Annotated in this window: 14 protein-coding genes; 4 read left to right on the forward strand and 10 right to left on the reverse strand. The window is 63.9% G+C overall.

What is annotated here, in order from left to right:
* Positions 1-80 precede the first annotated feature (80 nt).
* The 10 genes from ACCQ07_RS00450 to ACCQ07_RS00495 all read right to left on the reverse strand — a co-directional run bounded on the left by ACCQ07_RS00450 (position 81) and on the right by ACCQ07_RS00495 (position 11,169).
* On the reverse strand, positions 81-899 hold the full coding sequence (locus ACCQ07_RS00450; protein WP_014088927.1) for a DUF4159 domain-containing protein: 819 nt from the start codon (positions 897-899) through the stop codon (positions 81-83).
* Positions 896-2,230, reverse strand: a complete 1,335-nt coding sequence (locus ACCQ07_RS00455) for a TldD/PmbA family protein (RefSeq protein WP_008573991.1) — start codon at positions 2,228-2,230, stop codon at positions 896-898. Before ACCQ07_RS00455 ends, ACCQ07_RS00450 begins: the two co-directional genes overlap by 4 nt.
* A gap of 14 nt (positions 2,231-2,244) precedes the next feature.
* Positions 2,245-3,879 carry a TldD/PmbA family protein gene (locus ACCQ07_RS00460; protein ID WP_011345841.1) on the reverse strand — a complete coding sequence of 545 codons (1,635 nt, stop codon included), beginning with the start codon at positions 3,877-3,879 and terminating at the stop codon, positions 2,245-2,247.
* 718 nt (positions 3,880-4,597) lie between these two features.
* Entirely contained in the window at positions 4,598-6,226 is a 1,629-nt protein-coding gene (locus tag ACCQ07_RS00465; protein ID WP_029818159.1) for a TldD/PmbA family protein, read from the reverse strand.
* A 373-nt stretch (positions 6,227-6,599) separates the two neighbouring features.
* Positions 6,600-6,989, reverse strand: a complete 390-nt coding sequence (locus ACCQ07_RS00470; RefSeq protein WP_011345843.1) for a hypothetical protein — start codon at positions 6,987-6,989, stop codon at positions 6,600-6,602.
* A gap of 65 nt (positions 6,990-7,054) precedes the next feature.
* A complete protein-coding gene (locus ACCQ07_RS00475; protein WP_011345844.1) occupies positions 7,055-7,279 on the reverse strand; it encodes a DUF2164 domain-containing protein in 225 nt (74 codons plus the stop codon).
* Positions 7,280-7,426: 147 nt separating this feature from the next.
* Positions 7,427-7,813: a hypothetical protein gene (locus tag ACCQ07_RS00480; protein WP_372363686.1), complete on the reverse strand. Its 387-nt coding sequence runs from the start codon at positions 7,811-7,813 to the stop codon at positions 7,427-7,429.
* A gap of 85 nt (positions 7,814-7,898) precedes the next feature.
* The gene (locus tag ACCQ07_RS00485; protein WP_029818163.1) at positions 7,899-8,366 is read right to left on the reverse strand and encodes a hypothetical protein; all 468 of its coding nucleotides are present in this window, start codon (positions 8,364-8,366) and stop codon (positions 7,899-7,901) included.
* Positions 8,367-8,688: 322 nt separating this feature from the next.
* Positions 8,689-9,699, reverse strand: coding sequence for a class 1 fructose-bisphosphatase (locus ACCQ07_RS00490; protein WP_008573980.1), 1,011 nt, complete (start codon positions 9,697-9,699; stop codon positions 8,689-8,691).
* A 267-nt stretch (positions 9,700-9,966) separates the two neighbouring features.
* Entirely contained in the window at positions 9,967-11,169 is a 1,203-nt protein-coding gene (locus ACCQ07_RS00495; protein WP_014088932.1) for an amino acid aminotransferase, read from the reverse strand.
* A gap of 156 nt (positions 11,170-11,325) precedes the next feature.
* Here ACCQ07_RS00495 and ACCQ07_RS00500 point away from each other — a divergent pair, with 156 nt between their 5' ends.
* The 4 genes from ACCQ07_RS00500 to adh all read left to right on the forward strand — a co-directional run bounded on the left by ACCQ07_RS00500 (position 11,326) and on the right by adh (position 16,490).
* Positions 11,326-13,464, forward strand: coding sequence for a TonB-dependent receptor family protein (locus ACCQ07_RS00500; protein ID WP_372363687.1), 2,139 nt, complete (start codon positions 11,326-11,328; stop codon positions 13,462-13,464).
* Positions 13,465-13,565: 101 nt separating this feature from the next.
* Entirely contained in the window at positions 13,566-13,862 is a 297-nt protein-coding gene (locus ACCQ07_RS00505) for a hypothetical protein (protein ID WP_031420532.1), read from the forward strand.
* 194 nt (positions 13,863-14,056) lie between these two features.
* A complete protein-coding gene (locus tag ACCQ07_RS00510; RefSeq protein ID WP_057681993.1) occupies positions 14,057-14,575 on the forward strand; it encodes a hypothetical protein in 519 nt (172 codons plus the stop codon).
* Between the two features lie 385 nt (positions 14,576-14,960).
* A complete protein-coding gene (gene adh, locus ACCQ07_RS00515; protein ID WP_057681991.1) occupies positions 14,961-16,490 on the forward strand; it encodes an aldehyde dehydrogenase in 1,530 nt (509 codons plus the stop codon).
* Positions 16,491-16,578: the final 88 nt, after the last annotated feature.

The following is a 16,578-nucleotide window of genomic DNA, read 5'->3' on the forward strand; positions in this document are numbered from 1 at the left end:
CGGCGCGCTTGCGCGCGAGGCCTCAGCGGTGATTCTTGATTGCGCAAGCCTGGTTCGCCATGGCGAGCACCCTGCGGCGATCAATTGGTCAATGCATACATCACGATATTGACGCCGAACTTGGTGTTGTCTTCGGCCAGAAAACGCTTGTTGCGCCAGTCGTAATCCCATTCGCAACCGTAATCCTTGTTGCTGTAGAGCACCCCGAGCCGGCCATCGATGCTGATGCCTTTGAGATAGTCGTGCACCAGGTCGTCGCCCCAGCCATTGAGTTCGAAACCGGTGGCCGGCGGGCCGTCGGGGAAGTTGAAGAAGGCGCTGTAGAGCCGATGGTTCTTGGGCAGCTTCTGCAACGCCGTCTTGCCGAAGATCGAGGTCATCTGCGCTTCGAAGGAGGTGGCGAACAAACCGTCGATATCGTGGTTGCAATCGTCCACGAACACGAAGCCGCCGTTGCGCACATAGCGCTCGAAGTTGCGCCGCTCGGCCGGGTTGAACTCCACCAGCTTGTGACCGGACAGATAGCAGAACGGCGCCTGCAACATGCGCGGGTCGGCCAGATCCAGCACATGTTCCTGCGGGTCCACCCGCAGCTGGGTGTAGTCGATCAACGAGGTAATCAGATTGGACGGCATGCGCGCGTCCACATCCCAATCGCCGGAGTCGTAGCGCAACCGGGTGAACCAGAAATCGTAATTGCCGGCCGCCCGCACGCGCTGCGGCAGCGCCAACGCAGCGACGCTACCGAGCAACAGGCCGAGAAAGTGGCGGCGCGTCGCAGGCGCCGCCAAGTGACGTAGACCGGAAACGGGAGGTGCAGGAAAAGTATCACGATGCAGAGAGCCTGCTGTGCTCTCCCATTCTCGAATCCCGACTCCCGATTCTCGGCTTCTACTCACACCGCATCCGACAACGAAGTAAACGTAAAGTCCCGCAGCCGCATCGGCGGAATCATCATCACGAAGTTGGATTCATCGCCAGCCACGCGCACCGGCTTGCCCAGCTCGTCGATGTTGTTGAGCATGATCACCGGCGATTCGTTGAAGCGAAAATTCTTCACCGGGTATTTGATCTGGCCGTTCTCGATGTAGAACGTGCCGTCGCGGGTGAGCCCGGTCAGCAGCACGGTCTGCGGGTCGACCATGCGGATGTACCAGGTGCGCGTGACCAGGATGCCCTTCTCGGTACCACGCACCAGCTCGGCGATGTTCTTGTCGCCGCCGGCCATCAGCAGGTTGCCCGGCTCGCCGACCGCACGCTTGCCGTTTTTCTGCGCCCAGAAGCGCGAATACTGCAGGTTGGCGATCTTGCCGTTTTCCACGATGGACATCTTCTCGCGCGGCAGGCCTTCCTCGTCCCACGGCATCACTGCCGCACGTGGGTCCCACGGGTCGGCGGTGATGTTCACGCGCGGGTCGTAGACCTGTTCGCCGAGCTTGTTGCCGCCACCTTTCTTGGACAGGAAGCTGCGTCCCTCATCGGCCATGCGCGCGTCGAAGAAATTCATCATGAACGAGATCAGGCCTGCGGCCGCCGCCGGCTCCAGGATCACCGTGTACTTGCCCGGCTCCAGCGCCTTGGCTTCGGCCGAATCGCTGGCCTTGCGCATCGCGATGCGGATGTCCTGCTCGGCCTTGAAGTCGGCGGCATCCTTTAGATTGCGGCCCACCCAGCCCGAGCCGCGACCATCTTCGGTGCGCACGGTGCAGGTGTAGTCGAAGCGCGCACCGCGCTGATAGCCGAAGTTGCCCTTGCTGTTGGCGAATGCGGTAAAGCTCTGGCCGTCTTCGAGGAAGCCTGCGGCGATCAGCCCCTTGCCCTTGCATGGGGCGATCGAGTCGGCCGCCACCTGCGCGCGGAACGCCGGATCGACCGCTGCCGTGGATTCGCTGAAGGTCGGGCTGGGCCTGTAGGTCTGCTTGTCGACCGCCGGCATGAATTCCGGGTTTTCCGGCGCCAGCCGTGCGAGGTCTTCGGCACGGCGCACCACGCGCTCCAGCGAGGCGTCGTCGAACGCGTTGATGGTGGCAACGCCCACGCGCTTGCCGAACGCCACCTGCACCTGCAGGTCGGTGTTGTCGACGATGCCGCTGGTGGACACGTTGTTGAGCGCAAAACGGATATTGCCGTCGATCGAGCCGGTGAGCGTGGCGGTGCACTCGTCGGCCTTGGACAGCTTGATGACCTTGTCCAGGATGGCCTTGGCCTGCGCTTCGGTAAGGATGCTCATGTGGGTTTCTCCTGTCAGCCGAGCGAGCGGGCGGTGCTGATGACGTTGATGCCATCGAAGCGGGCGGTGGACGAACCGTGCGAGACCGCCGAGACTTGGCTCGGCTGGCCCTTGCCGTCGAAGAACGAGCCGCCCAGCCGGTAGTCGCGTTGATCGGCCACGGCGCTGCAGGCATTCCAGAACTCCGGGGTGCGGATCTGGTAGGCCACGTCCTCGAGCATGCGGGTGATGGCGCCGTTCTTGATTTCGTAGAACAGCTGGCCACCGAACTGCGCGTTGTAACGCTGCTGGTCGATGGAGAACGAGCCGTCGCCGATGATGTAGATGCCGTTTTCCACGTTCTTGATCAGATCGCTCACGCTCAGCGGCGTCTTGCCGGCGGCCAGCGACACATTGGCCATGCGCTGGAACTGCACGCTCGACCACGAGTCTGCATAGCAGCAGCCATCGGAGGCGGTCTTGCCCAGGATATGCGCCTGATCGCGGATGGCCTGGTAGTCCACCAGCTTGCCGTCGCGGATCAGGTCCCACTGCTTGGTCTTGACGCCTTCATCGTCGTAGCCCACCGCACCGAGGCTACCGGGTTGGGTCTTGTCGGCGAGGATATGCACCTTGTCGCTGCCGTACTGGAAACCGGCCTTGAGCTTGTCCAGCGTGGCGAAACTGGTGCCTGCGTAGTTGGCTTCGTAGCCGAGTACGCGGTCCAGCTCCAGCGGGTGACCGATCGACTCGTGGATGGTGAGCCAGGTGTGCGAGGGATCCAGCACCAGGTCGTACTTGCCCGGCTTGACCGACGGCGCCTTGAGCTTTTCCTGCGCCTGCTTGGCCGCCGCAATCGCATCTTCCTTCATGTCGTAGGACAGGCCGTAATTGACCACGCCGTTGGGCGAGACGAACTTGCCGGAGGCGGCGCCATCGAGATATTCATAGCCCAGCCCCATCGGCGCGGACAACCCATCGCGGGTGCGGAACTTGCCGCTGGCCTTGTCGATGGCCGTCACGCTCATCGGCGCCCAGATGCGGTGCACGTCCTGGTCGATGTAGGAGCCGTCGGTGCTGGCGAAATACTTCTGCTCGTTGACCACGAACAGCATCGAGTTGACGAAATTGGCCCCGGCGGCCGTGGCGGCGGCATTGACGCCGAGCAGCAGGTCCACCTTGTCCTTGATCGGCACTTCCATGGCGTTTTTCTTGATCGGCGTCTTCCAGCTCACCTCGCCCACGCCCGGCGTCGGCGCCAGTTGCACCGGCGTGCCCTGCACCTTGGCATTGGCCTTGGCGATTGCCGCCGCCTGCGCGGCGGCCTTGGCCACGCCCTGCTCGGTGAGCTCGTTGGTGGCGGCAAAGCCCCACGCGCCGCCCACGATGACGCGGATGCCGGCGCCGATGGACTCGGTGTTGACCACGTTCTGCACCTTGTCTTCGCGGGTGATCACGAACTGGCGCAGGTAGCGGCCGATGCGCACATCGCAATAGCTCGCTCCGGCCTGGCGCGCCGCGTTCAAGCCGGCATCGGCCAGACGCTTCTTGCGGCCCACATCGAAGGGCGTGAGCAACTGCTCGGCGGCAATGGCCTTGCCGAAGTAGGCAGGCACGATCAGCCCGCCCATGGTCAGCCCGGTGAGGGCCAGGAAATCACGTCGCTGCACGGGCAACTCCCCAATAGTCCCGCGCGGCGCGCAGGTGGTGTGGTGACACGCACATGGCTCTGCGCGCGGTATCGGCCGATTCTTGCCGGGCGATGAATGCTGCGTCAAATGACTTTCGGCAGGGGTGCGTGTGCAAACGTTGTGCGCAGGCCGATGGCGTGGCACAACCGGCGTGCATCGAGTGGATGGCGAGCGCGGCTGGCGGTGTGCGATGACTATCGCTGTACGTTGGATGCGCAGATCCATTCCTTAAATCAGGTGCAGAGCGCATGCTCTGCGCGCTCACTGCAGGGTCCTTGCCCGCCCACCATCGCAGGACACGCTGCAAGTACGTCCCTGTAAGCTCCGTGGCGGCATCCATGCCGCCAAGGGTCCCGCGACGGTGAGCAGGCAAGGACCAGTCAAGTTGGTCGGTGTGCAAAGTTTTCAGCAAGCAAACAGCAATGGTCTCGCGCGGTGCTCTCTGTTCTTCAACAAGCAACCAGCGGACTTTCTGGTGCAGTGTCCTCGCCGATTGCGGGACCGTTGGCGGCATGGATGCCGCCATCGAGCCCCCATGGACGGGTTCACGGCGTGTCCCGCAAACGGTGAGGGCACCGCGCGCTCGACTGACCAAGCTTGAAGATAGTTAAGCGACCGCAACAAACACAATCTCAGTGCCTAAATGTGCTGAGCCAACGCAGACAACTCAATCACCACGCAGTCGATCCACCAACCCTCAACCCAACGAACGCGCGGTATTGATCACGTTGATGCCATCGAAGCGCGCGGTGGACGCGCCATGCGACACCGCCGAGACCTGGCTCGGCTGGCCCTTGCCATCGAAGAACGAGCCACCCAGGCGGAAGTCGCGCTCGTCGCACACGGCGCTACAGGCATTCCAGAATTCCGGCGTGCGGATCTGGTAGGCGCCGTCTTCCACCAAGCGGGTGACCTGGCCGTTTTCGATCTCGTAGAACAGCTGCCCGCCGAACTGCGCGTTGTAGCGCTGCTGGTCGATCGAATACGAACCGCGCCCATGGATGTACAAGCCGTGCTCCACGTTCCTGATCATGTCGGCAACCGCCAACGGCGTCCTGCCTGGCGCCAACGACACATTGGGCATGCGCTGGAATTGCACGTTCGACCACGAATCGGCGTAGCTACAGCCATCGGACGCAGTCTTGCCGAGCAGGTGCGCCTGATCGCGCGTGCATTGGTAGTCGACCAGGATGCCGTCCTTCACCAGCTCCCATTGTTTGGTCTTGACGCCCTCATCGTCGTACCCCACCGCACCCAGGCTGCCCGGCTGGGTCTTGTCGGCGACGAAGGTCACTGCATCGCTGCCCCAGCGGTAACCTGCATCGCGCTTGTCCAGGGTGGCGAAACTGGTGCCGGCGTAGTTGGCCTCGTAACCCAGCACGCGATCGAGCTCCAGCGGGTGCCCGACCGACTCATGGATGGTGAGGAACAGATTGCTCGGGTCGATCACCAGATCGTACTTGCCTGCCTTCACCGACGGCGCGGTGAGTTTGGCGCGCGCCTGCCTAGCCGCGGCGATCGCATCTTCGCGCGCATCGTAGCTGTGCCCGTAACCGATCAGCCCGCCTGGCAGCTGGTGCTTCTGGCCGGCATCGCCATCCAGGTATTCGTAGCCCATGCCCATGGGCGAGGACAGCCCATCGCGGGTGCGGAACTTGCCGCTGGCCTTGTCCACTGCAGTGACGGTGAAGGGCAGCCACAACCGGTGCACGTCCTGATCGATGTAGGAGCCATCGCTGCTGGCGAAATATTTTTGCTCATTGATCGCAAACATGCGCGAGGCCACGAAGGTGGCCCCGGCATTGAGCGCAGCTGCATTGACGTCCATCAGCAGTGCCACCTTGTCCTGCAGCGGCACTTCCATGGCGTTCTTCCTGATCGGCGTCTTCCAGCTGACCTGTCCGGCCGGCGTCACCGGCGCCAGCTGCACCGGCGTGCCGCCCAAGCGCGCATTCGCCTTGGCAATGGCCACCGCCTGCCGCGTGGCGGTGGCCACGCCATCGCTGGTCAACGTATTGGTGGCCGCAAACCCCCAGGCGCCATCGGCCAGCACGCGCACGCCCACCCCGATGGATTCGGCATTGACCACGTTTTCCACCTGCGCCTCGCGGGTGATCACGAATTGACGCAGATAGCGCCCCACGCGTACGTCGCAATAGCTGGCACCGGCAGCCTTGGCGGTGGTGAGCGCGGCATCTGAAAGGCGCCGGTTGCGTGCTGCATCCAGTGGGGCAAGCAGCTGCTCGGCGGCGATTAGCCGCGTGTTGGGGAGCAGCAGCCCGGCGGCGCCGATGCCGGACAGAGTGAGGAAGGTACGACGGTCCACGTGCGGTCTCTCCAATCGATGCGTGCAGCGCGAGAGGCGCACACCGGCATCCGAGCGTTACCGCGTAGACCGATTTGGTCAAGTGCTAGCGGTGTTCGATCCAAACAGTTCCCTGCAATGCAAACCGAACGTGGCCCGCATAAGCGAACGCGAGCAAGCGTGAATCGTGCGCATGGTGGTGGGCCACGACGCAACCCTGCCTCGGCTGCGGATGTAGCAGCGCTCTAGCGGGGCGTGCGCTGTCTATCGTACGCAGGGAAATTCGACGACACCCTCGAATCACTGCACTGCACTGCACTGCACTGCATCTGGGCGCAGGCGCACTACCGGACAGTGTCGGACGGGATGTTGAAGCCGGCACTTCAGCGCAGTCTCAGGGCGTCCCGCTACGGCGGAGCTTTCGGTCCAGTACATAGCCGAGTACGCCGCCCAATGTGATCGGTAGCAACGCGTAAATCGGAATGAAGATCAGCGCCAATGCCGACTGTGCATCGGCGCGTAAATCGAGGGTTGCATGCGCCCAGGCGAGCACACCAAAGCCAAGCAGGCACGGCACCAACAATGCAATCGGACGCCGGTACAAAAAGCTGATGCACAGCAGCGCACCCCAGGCGATCGCATTGAATCCACCCAACAACAGCCAACCACCGAGGCCGACATCCGTGTACTGGCGCAACCACCCCAGTCCGAATGGCAGGCGTGCCGCATACGGCAGCACCACGCCGGCGATCACGAGCAGGAAGCGGGCACTCGCTAAAGTCATTGCAGTCTTCCCTACCTGTCGTTCAAGAGGAAACGCTAGCGCATGCGCGTGAACCGGAGAGGGTCCTACCTTATGAAATCGGTGGGTCGTTCCAGCTGGAATATCGATTCGCCCAAGTCGTCCAGCTTCTTGGCAACGATGGCCTGCGCATCGCAGATACCCCGATTGTAGAAATAGGCTCCCACCTCTTCGGTGAAGAAATCCAGCAGAAACTCCGCATCGAAGCGTCCTATCTGCTGCTTCAGTTCCTCGGTGAAATACAGCTGGATCTTACGCGTGATGCCGCCCACTCGCCTTCGCTGAATTTGATCTCGATTATGGATGCTCTGGCTGGCTCAACCGCGGTATCGGGGCGATTTGCGTCGCGACACCGGCAGCTTGGGGCGATTGCTGGCGGTTGAACCCAATCACTTGCTGGTCGGCATCGAGATGAAGGGTCAGATGGCAACCGGCCAGCGGGAAGGCCGCCCTGCCCGAATGTAGTCAAGGTATTCGGACTCGGCAATCCCGAGCTTGGTCCAGCGAGTAGGGTCCGCCGCCAGGAATGTGCTGGCATACGTCACGGCAGCGGCAGCGTCCGCAAAGATGGCGGCAGGGGCACAAGGCCCGTCTGGCTCGAAATATGCGAAGTCATGCAGATCCGAATAGTCTTCGCTGCCAATGTCCTCGACGTCATACATCCATACCTCGATGCAATCGTTTGCCGGCCGTAGCTCGACATGGCGAACGTATGCTGCATCGACTGGGCTTATTCCGAGAAATTGCTCGACCGACGTGCTGCGCCGTAATGTGGCTGGAATATCGATCGGCAAAAGATGTCGCATACAGGCTCCCTGCCTTCAAATTGCCGTTGCTCCTCAAGTAAATCGAGCCGCGCCGCGCCGCGATGCGGCGTCGGCTCGATTGTGCTTACTTGGACTGGCTTGCCGCGCGCTTGAAATAGGCCGTGCGCATCATCGGGTTGCCGTCCTTGAAATACGCTTCGATTTCGGTCATGACCTTGCCGTCGGCACTGACCGTATAGGTGCGGGTGGAGGCCGGGACGCCTTGATACATCAACTGCATCACCAACACGCCGGGCTCGGGCATTTTGACCGCGGCACGGTCCACCAGGTAGGTGCCCGACGCCTGACCCGGTGTGCCGTCCAGCAGTAGCGTGGATTGCGCCTGCAACTTCGTGTCGTCGTGTTCGACGATTTCGGCAGTGGTTGCCCATTTGTTACCCGGAACCTGCTTGAACTGCAGGACGACACGTTTGGGGCGTACAGCTTCCGGCATCGGCAGGCTGCTGGTGTCCAGCAGCCAGGTTCCGACCAGTGGCGATGGCGTGGTTGATGCGGAGAAGGCGGGGGTGGCCTGCAACAGGACGGCAGCCACCAGTGCAACGCGTGCGGTCTTCATGAGAACTCCCTGATCCAGACGTGATCCTTGCGGTCAGTCGGCCGACTGGTGCAAGGCAGTGCGATTGGAATCGACTTCGCGTAGACCGTCCCACTCCGGCTCCGGCCCGAGGGCGATACTCACTGCTGCCACACGTGGAGTCAAATGACGACCCATGAAGACATGTCGCGCCGGCGGCCCTCGTTTGCCATCGTCTAATGAGCGCTGCAATCAGCGGGCGCCATGAACCAAGACACCCGCACTAGGCGGGTGTCTTGTGGAATCCAGTTTGCGTGCCTTGCAAGCTGCACCCGCTGCCTTACGCCTTATCGGCATCCAGGTGATATCGCGTCGCTTCGGCCACTTCGTTCTTCGAGCCCAGGAACACCGGTACGCGCTGGTGCAGTTGTGTCGGCTGGATGTCCAGAATGCGTTCGCGTCCGGTGGTGGCGGCGCCGCCGGCCTGTTCCACCAGCATGCTCATCGGGTTGGCTTCGTACATCAGGCGCAGCTTGCCCGGCTTGCCCGGATCCTTCTTGTCCCAGGGGTAGATGAAGATGCCGCCGCGGGTGAGGATGCGGTGCACGTCGGCCACCATGCTGGCGATCCAGCGCATGTTGAAATCCTTGCCGCGTGCGCCGTCCTTGCCGGCCAGCAGGTCGCCCACGTAGGCCTGCATCGCCGGTTCCCAGTGGCGCTGGTTGGACATGTTGATGGCGTATTCGGCGGTGTCTTCGGGCACGCGCATGTTGGCCTGGGTCAGCAGGAAGCTGCCTTCTTCGCGCTCCAGGGTGAAGGCGTGGGTACCGTGGCCCAGCGTGAGCACCAGCATGGTGCTGGGGCCGTAGATGCAATAGCCGGCGGCGACCTGTTGGGTGCCCGGCTGCAGGAAGTGCTCATCGCCCGGCTTTTCGGTGCCCTTGGGTGCGCGCAGCACCGAGAAGATGGTGCCGACCGAGACATTGACGTCGATGTTGGAACTGCCGTCCAAGGGATCGAACAACAGCAGGAAATCGCCGCTGGGGTATTGGTCGGGCACCGGCTGGCTGTGGTCCATTTCTTCGGACGCGCACGCGGCCAGATGGCCGCCCCAGGCGTTGGCTTCGAGCAGGATGTCGTTGCTGAGCACATCGAGCTTTTTCTGTGCTTCGCCCTGTACGTTGCCGGTGCCGGCATCGCCGAGCACGCCGCCCAGGGCGCCCTTGCTCACGGCGATGGAAATGCGCTTGCAGGCGCGCGAGACGATGGTGATCAGCTGGCGCAATTCCGCATCGATACGGCCGGCGTGTTGCTCTTCGATCAGGAAGCGGGTCAGCGAGGGACGCGACATGGGAACGGGCAGCCTGTGTAGGAAGTGGGCCGCCATTGTCGCCATTGCCGCGTTAGATTTCGATCACTTGATGCGCGGTTTGCATCGCCGGTGATCGAATATGTGCGGATGGCGTGTGATAAGCGGGGGGTTGTCCCGCGCTACCGCATCCAGCACGCCGTGCGTCGTCGGGGCGAGGGTGCAGCAGCAAGCACAAAAAAGCCGGGAGGCTTGCGCGCTCCCGGCTTATGACTTCAGCCGCTGTCGCCGATGGCGCTCCGCGCTGCATTACACCCGGCTGACAGTGGCCACGGCCTGGGCCACGTAGTCCAGGTTGCGCTGGCTCAGTGCGGCCACGCAGATGCGGCCGGTGCCGACGGCGTAGATCGCGAACTCGTCGCGCAGGCGGTCCACCTGGGTCCGGGTCAGGCCCGAGTACGAGAACATGCCGGCCTGGCGCTGGATGAAGTCGAACTCCGGCGCGCCCAGCGTGGCGAGTTTTTCCACCAGCCCGGCGCGCAGGGAATGGATGCGCTCGCGCATTTCGGTCAGTTCCTGCTCCCACAGATCGCGCAGCTCCGGGCTGGTCAGCACGCCGGCCACCAGCGCGGCGCCGTGCGTGGACGGGCTGGAGTAGATCGTGCGGATGATGCGCTTGACCTGCGACTGCACGGCCTTGGCTTCGGCGGCGGTGGCCGAGACCACCGACAGCGCGCCCACGCGCTCGCCATACAGCGAGAACGACTTGGAGTAGGAGCTGGCGACCACGTAGCTGTCGATGCCTTCGGCAGCCAGCAGGCGCACCGCATAGGCATCGGCCTCGATGCCCTGGTCGAAGCCCTGGTAGGCGATGTCGACGAACGGGAACAGGTTGCGTTCCTTCAACAGCCCCGCCACCTGCTTCCACTGTTCGCGGCTCAGGTCTGCGCCGGTGGGGTTGTGGCAGCAGGCGTGCAGCAGCACCACGGTGCCCGGCTCCAGCTTGGCCAGGTCGGCTAGCATGCCGTCGAAGTTCAGGCCATGGCTGGCGGCATCGAAATAGGTGTAATCGACAACCTCGAAGCCGGCCGCGCCGAACACCGCGCGATGGTTTTCCCAGCTGGGGTTGCTGATGGCGATGGTGGCGGTGGGCAGCAGCTTCTTGAGCAGGTCCGCGCCCACGCGCAATGCACCGCTGCCGCCGACGGTCTGCGAGGTCGCCACGCGGCCGGAGGTCACCAGCGCAGAGTCGGCGCCGAACAGCAGCTCCTGGGTGGCCTTGTCGTACGCGGCCAGGCCGTCGATGGGCAGGTAACCGCGCGGTTTGGCGTCCTGCGCGAGCTGCTGCTCGATCTTGTGCACGGCGCGCAACAGCGGGATGCGTCCGTTTTCGTCGTAATAGATGCCCACGCCCAGGTTGACCTTGTTGGGGCGGCTGTCGGCGTTATAGGCCTCGGTCAGGCCCAGGATGGGGTCGCCTGGAACCTGTTCCACGTTTGCAAAGAAGGACACGGCATGACTCGCTGAAGGACGAAAGAGTGGGGTACTTCCGGATCGTTGACCGCTGCTGGGCCAAACCACTTCATCGTAGCAGCCCACGGCCGGCGTAGCATGCTTCGTTCCGTACGCAACAATGCACTGCCAGTACGGATGAGGGACACTACCTGCATGTCCAGACTCACCTTGTTGGCCGCCGCCTGCGGCCTGTTCGCCACGGGCGCCACATCGCCCGTCCTGGCCGCCGATCCGGCGCCGCCCGCCTCCACGCCGATCCAGCGCCTGCCCGCCGTGCAGGTGGACGCAGCGCGCGTGCGCGGGGTGGACGACTTCGACCTGCCGGCCTCGTTCACCGTGGTGGCGGCCGATGACGACAACCGCCGTGGCGCGCAGGTGTCCGAGCTGCTGGACGGCATCCCCGGCCTGGTGGCGCGCGACCGCCAGAACTACGCGCAGGACACCCAGCTGTCGATCCGCGGCTTCGGCGCGCGCTCCACCTTCGGCGTGCGCGGCGTGCGGCTGTTGGTGGACGGCATCCCGGCCAGCATGCCCGACGGCCAGGGCCAGCTGTCGCACTTCAACGTGCTGGGCGCGCAACGGGTGGAAGTGCTGCGCGGGCCGTTTTCGGCGCTGTACGGCAACTCTTCCGGCGGCGTGCTGCAGCTGTGGAGCGCCGATGGCCAGCCGGACGACCCGTGGCGTCTGCGCGCCACCTATGGCAGCAACGCCACCGTCAACGTCGGTGCGCAATTGCTCGGCCAGCAGGGTGCGGTGCACTACAACGTGGCGGCCAATCGTTTCGACACCGATGGCTTCCGTGCGCATAGCCGCGCCAGGCGCGACTCGGTCAATGCCAAGCTCGGCTTCGATCTGGCCGAGGGCCGCCGGCTGGACCTGGTGCTCAACTATCTGGACGCACCCGATGCCCAGGACCCGCTCGGTCTGACCCGCGCCCAGTTCACTGCCGACCCGGCACAGGCCACGTCGGTGGCCACCCAGTTCGATACCCGCAAGTCGGTGCGCCAGTCGCAGGCAGGCGCCATCTTCACCCAGCAATTGGATAACCAGACGCTGCGCCTGATGGCCTATGGCGGCCAGCGCAGCGTGGAGCAGTCCCTGGCCATTCCGGTGGCGGTGCAGCGCAACCCGCTGCATTCGGGCGGGGTGATCGATCTGGACAGCAATTACGAAGGTGCCGATGCGCGCTGGGCCTGGCAGGGCGAAGCGCTGGGCCGGCCGCTGCAGCTGACCGTGGGCACCAATGTCGACCGCCAGCGCCAGCACCGCACCGGTTACGAGAATTTCGTCGGCGACGCACTCGGCATCAAGGGCACATTGCGCCGCAACCAGCGCGATGAGGTCCAGAACGTGGACCAGTTCGCGCAGCTGTGGTGGCAGTGGAGCGAGCGCTGGTCGGCGCTGCTGGGCGTGCGCCATAGCGACGTGCGCTTCGAATCGGACGACCACTACATCGTGGGCCGCAATCCCGACGACAGCGGCAAGCGCGCTTATTCGGCGACCACGCCGGTGGCCGGCATCGTGTTCCGCGCCGACGAGGATCTGCGGTTTTACGCGTCGGTCGGGCGCGGTTTCGAAACGCCCACCTTCAACGAACTGGGGTACCGCAGCGATGGCGGCGCCGGCCTGGCGCTGGACCTGGGCGCGGCCACCAGCCGCAACTACGAAGTGGGCAGCAAGTGGCGCGCGCAAAGCGGCGCGGCGCTGGAATTTGCGGTCTTCCGCGCCGATACCGACGACGAGCTGGCGGTGGCCAGCAATACCAATGGGCGCAGCACCTATCGCAACATCGGCGCCACTCGGCGCCAGGGCGCGGAGCTCAGCTGGCAACAGCCGATTGGTGCCGCCCAGCAGCTGCAGCTGGCCTATACCTTCGTCGATGCCACCGTGCGCGACGGCTACCTCACCTGTGCCAGCAGCGGCTGCGCCACGCCCACCGCACTGGTGGCCAGTGGTTCGCGCCTGCCGGGTGTGCCGCGCCAGCAACTGTTTGCGCGCTGGCAATGGCAGCCGGCGCAATGGCAGTTGGCTGCCGAATCGGTGGCCTCCGGCGCCACCGTGGTCAACGACCTGGCCACCGAACGTGCACCCGGCTACGCCTTGGTGAACCTGGAAGCCTCCCGGCGCTGGACCACCGCGCAGGGCGCATTGCGCGCCTTCGCACGCATCGACAATGTGCTGGACCGGCAGTACGTGGGCTCGGTCATCGTCAACGATGGCAACGGCCGCTACTACGAGCCCGGCCCGGACCGCACCTACACGGTGGGATTGCAGTGGGATTTTGGCGGCTGAGAAACACCGCACACCACCACGCACCGTGGCCTCGTAGGAGCGCCCCCGGGCGCGACGAGGCTGTCCCGATCAGACCGATCCCCACGCCATACCGCACCAGCATGATCGTGATCGACCACGCCCCTGCCGACTGGTTCCTTCTCTCCGAGGGCGATCGCTCTTGGCTGGATATCAACTGCGCGATCTCGGCCGCCGGCTTTTCGATCCTGCTGCTGTTGGACGCCACCGAGCGTGCCGCCGTGCTGGCAGGCCAGCATGCCGCCTGCGCAACGTTGGCGGCCCACGTTCAAGCCCGGCCACACGACTACGCTGCACGCGACAGCAGCGCGACCGACGGCAAGCGCGTGCTTGCGGCAGTGCGTCAATGGCGTGCGAGAGGAAGTACCGCGGCCGGCTAGTGCGCTATTGCGCCGTGCCGATGGGACTAGCCGATGGCGAGACTGAAGGTTGCGCTGCTGCCTGTGCGTGCTCGCAGCGCGTTGCGCTCTGGTAGACAGCCTCCTGCGCGAGTCCGAGCAAGTCGGCGCCGAGCCAGGCACCGTCAGATCGGCATGCTAGCCTCTGCCACGCATTCACGGCATGGAGCGCAACGATGATGGTCTGCAAGCGAACGGTCATGGTGGCGGCGATGGCGGCCGGCCTGCTGGTCTGCAACGCCGCGTGGGCAGACCACGTGGATATGCGCATCGTGCGCGACTATCCGGCCGGCACTCCGGCCATTGCACAAATCCACGCGTGGTTGCAGCAGCAATCCAGGCTGGGGACGCAGCCCGGGCAAACGCCGCCGCCGGCCGATGCCGCAGCGCTGGGCGCGGTGCGCATCAGCACCGCCATCTTCGATCGTCCGTTGAATACGCGTGCCGATGACATCAGCAACGCCGCGCCGCTGCCCGCACGCGGCCAGCCACGCGACGAAATCACGATCGACGCCTGTAATGCCGGCCAACGCCATCGCTGGGTCTATTCCTGGGAGCAGTCCGGTCGGAGTGCCGCATGGCAGCTGCGCTCTTACCGGCTACAGACGGCAACCGACTGCCGGGAGCCACCGAAGCAATCCATGGCCATCGGCACGGCAGCAGAGCACGGTGTGACGGTAACTGGTAAACCTTAGCGCGGTTGGCAGCGTCAGCTCGGTGAATGCACAAGCCTGGCATTGTGTCACCGCCCGCGTTGCGTTGATTAAATCGACGTGCTTGCCGCGTGCGCTACACGCCTTGCTCTCCTCGCCGATGTTCAGTGTGTCAGTGCCTCACTGGCGAACCTGCGTTGCGACAGATGCGGCAAGCCGGCGGCCAGACGAAGCGGCGCGGCATACGCCATCCTGCTGCAGCGCCATCGGCGTCAGGCCGATGACGCGCTGCAGCGTATTTTCTGCGGGAATGGCAGGGTCAATCCCGGTTCCACGATGACGCAGCGCAACAGCATCGCGCATGACATTGCGCTAGCACTTGCGCGGGTATACACGTTCGCATCGGACCACTTGCCAGGAGATCACGATGAACGCGCAACCTGCCACCAAGCCGCTCAACACCGATCCGCAGTCGATCTTCAAACCGCGCTACGACAACTTCATCGGCGGCAAGTGGGTCGCGCCGAAGGGTGGTCAGTATTTCGACAACACCACGCCGATCAACGGCAAGGTCTTTACCTCGATCGCGCGCTCCACCGCTCCGGATATCGAAGCGGCGCTGGATGCTGCGCACGCGGCCAAGGAGGCGTGGGGCAAGACCTCCACCACCGAGCGCTCTAACGTACTGCTCAAGATCGCCGACCGCATCGAACAGAATCTCGAACTGCTCGCGTACGCCGAGACCTGGGACAACGGCAAGCCGGTGCGCGAAACGCTCAATGCCGACGTGCCATTGTGCGTGGACCACTTCCGCTATTTCGCCGGTGCCATCCGCGCGCAGGAAGGCGGTATTTCCGAGATCGACAGCGACACCATCGCGTATCACTTCCACGAACCGTTGGGCGTGGTGGGGCAGATCATTCCGTGGAATTTCCCGCTGCTGATGGCGTGCTGGAAACTGGCACCGGCGCTTGCCGCCGGCAACTGCGTGGTGATGAAGCCGGCAGAGCAGACGCCGGCTTCGATTTTGGTGTTGATGGAACTCATCGGCGACCTGCTGCCGCCTGGCGTGTTGAACGTGGTCAACGGCTTCGGCCTGGAGGCCGGCAAGCCGCTGGCCAGCAACCCGCGCATCGCCAAGATTGCGTTCACCGGCGAAACCACCACCGGCCGGCTGATCATGCAGTACGCCAGCCAGAACCTGATTCCGGTGACGCTGGAGCTGGGTGGCAAATCGCCCAACATCTTCTTCGCCGATGTGATGGCCGAAGACGACGATTTTCTCGACAAGGCGGTGGAAGGCTTCGTGCTGTTCGCCTTCAATCAAGGCGAAGTGTGTACCTGCCCGTCGCGCGCGCTGATCCAGGAATCCATCTACGACAGGTTCATGGAAAAGGCGCTTGCGCGCGTGGCGGCGATCAAGCAGGGCAATCCGCTCGATCCCAACACCATGGTCGGTGCGCAGGCGTCCAGTGAGCAGCTGGAAAAAATTCTCTCCTACATCGATATCGGCAAGCAGGAAGGTGCGCAAGTGCTGATCGGCGGCGAGCGCAACACGCTCGAGGGCGACCTGGCCGGGGGCTTTTACGTCAAGCCCACGGTGTTCAAGGGGCACAACAAGATGCGCGTGTTCCAGGAGGAGATCTTCGGCCCGGTGGTCTCGGTCACCACCTTCAAGGACGAAGCCGACGCGCTGGCGATCGCCAACGACACGCTATACGGCCTGGGTGCCGGCCTCTGGAGTCGCGACGCTTCGCGCCTGTATCGGATGGGCCGCGCGATCCAGGCTGGCCGCGTGTGGACCAACTGCTATCACGCCTACCCGGCGCATGCTGCATTTGGCGGGTACAAGCAGTCGGGCATCGGCCGCGAAAACCACAAGATGATGCTCGACCACTATCAACAGACCAAGAACCTGTTGGTGAGCTATTCGCCGAAGGCGCTGGGGCTTTTCTAACGGCAGCTGCGTGGCTGACCGCCTCGATGTTTGCGCACACGAAAGCCAGCCGGGCTTGTTCTGCTGCACCATCGATGCAAAGGCATGC

Origin of the sequence: Xanthomonas sp. NCPPB 3583 (genome assembly GCF_041475715.2) — a bacterium.
In the GTDB taxonomy this organism is placed as follows: Bacteria; Pseudomonadota; Gammaproteobacteria; order Xanthomonadales; family Xanthomonadaceae; genus Xanthomonas; species Xanthomonas euvesicatoria.

Coding starts and splice junctions, on each gene's coding strand:
- ACCQ07_RS00455 (WP_008573991.1), bottom strand. CDS start 2,230: ATGAGCATCCTTACCGAAGCGCAGGCCAAGGCCATCCTGGACAAGGTC.
- ACCQ07_RS00470 (WP_011345843.1), bottom strand. CDS start 6,989: ATGACTTTAGCGAGTGCCCGCTTCCTGCTCGTGATCGCCGGCGTGGTG.
- ACCQ07_RS00480 (WP_372363686.1), bottom strand. CDS start 7,813: ATGCGACATCTTTTGCCGATCGATATTCCAGCCACATTACGGCGCAGC.
- ACCQ07_RS00490 (WP_008573980.1), bottom strand. CDS start 9,699: ATGTCGCGTCCCTCGCTGACCCGCTTCCTGATCGAAGAGCAACACGCC.
- ACCQ07_RS00500 (WP_372363687.1), top strand. CDS start 11,326: ATGTCCAGACTCACCTTGTTGGCCGCCGCCTGCGGCCTGTTCGCCACG.
- ACCQ07_RS00505 (WP_031420532.1), top strand. CDS start 13,566: ATGATCGTGATCGACCACGCCCCTGCCGACTGGTTCCTTCTCTCCGAG.
- ACCQ07_RS00510 (WP_057681993.1), top strand. CDS start 14,057: ATGATGGTCTGCAAGCGAACGGTCATGGTGGCGGCGATGGCGGCCGGC.
- adh (WP_057681991.1), top strand. CDS start 14,961: ATGAACGCGCAACCTGCCACCAAGCCGCTCAACACCGATCCGCAGTCG.